This window comes from Janthinobacterium sp. 1L-D-8-B-C4 (assembly GCF_057291295.1).
In genome coordinates, this window is record NZ_JBXAVX010000039.1 from 1 (window position 1) to 1,302 (window position 1,302).

At 57.6% G+C, this 1,302-nt stretch carries 1 protein-coding gene; it reads left to right on the plus strand.

Features of this window, described 5'->3' with window-relative positions; translation table 11 throughout:
- Window positions 1-93: 93 nt before the first annotated feature.
- Window positions 94-1,233, plus strand: a complete 1,140-nt coding sequence (locus AC0Z42_RS29695) for an IS481 family transposase (RefSeq protein WP_485471642.1) — start codon at window positions 94-96, stop codon at window positions 1,231-1,233.
- Window positions 1,234-1,302 lie beyond the last annotated feature (69 nt).

The window sequence follows — 1,302 nt, forward strand, 5'->3', positions numbered from 1 at the left end:
AGGGTGTATAGCCGGGACACATAGGTAACACTTGTCGGGAGACATGGGTAACACCTTTTATGATGATTGCACCGCCACCAACTGGAGCGTGCAATGCCCTGGAAGGAAACCACCCTCATGTCTACCCGACTGGAATTTGTCCTGCTGGCACAGCAGCCCGGCGCCAATGTCGCGGCGCTGTGCCGCAACTTTGGGATCAGCCGCAAGACAGCGTACAAGTGGCTGGAACGCCACAGAGAACAAGGCAACGGCGCTCTACAGGATCGATCGCGTCGCCCGCATGCTTCACCGGCAAGCTCGCACGCTGCGCTCGAAGCGGCCATTCTGGCGCTCAATGCCGAACATCCCTATTGGGGTGCGCGCAAATTGCGCGCCTTGCTGCCGCCTGACCTTAAACTGCCCCATCACAGCACCATCGATGCCGTCTTGCGCCGTCACGGACGCGCCATCCTGGGCGCTCCCGTCAGGCAGGAAGCGGTCGCGCCGTCACGCTTTGAACATGCAGCGCCCAATCTGCTCTGGCAGATGGATTTCAAAGGACATTTCGCCCTGACGGATGCACGTGCCGGACGCTGCCATCCACTGACCATTCTCGACGATCACTCGCGTTATAGCTTGTGTCTGACCGCTTGCGGCAACGAGCAGCGCACTACCGTGCAAACGGCGTTGCAGGCGACCTTTGAACGATATGGTTTGCCAGAGCGGATCACGGCCGATAATGGCACCCCGTGGGGTACTTCGGGACGTGATGGGCTGTCGCAGTTGGAAGTATGGTTGATACGGCTCGGTATCCGCGTGGGCCACAGCCGGCCATATCATCCGCAAACACAAGGCAAGGATGAGCGATTTCATCGCACGCTGAAGCTGGAACTACTGCAACGTAACGGCTTCGATTCGCTCGATGCCTGCCAGCTTGCCTTTGACCTCTGGCGTGACCGTTACAACACGCTACGTCCGCACGAGGCACTGGAGCAACAACCGCCGATCAGCCGCTACCGCGCTAGCGGCAGGGCATTCCCGAGCGTGCTGCCATTGATCGAATATCCATCGGGCGACACCGTGCGCAAGGTCAGCGACAAGGGAGAAATTTCATTCAAAAACCAGCGCCATTTTATTGGTGAAGGTCTGAGAGAACAGCTGGTGGCAATCAAGCCAAGCACGATGGATGATGTGTTTGAGGTGTTCTTCTGCCACAAGCAAATTCGGCGAATCGACATGCGCGATTCGCCGTAAAATGGAAGCCCAATGTGTAACCTATGTCTCCCGACAAAGTGTTACCCATGTCTGCCGACTAAACACCCT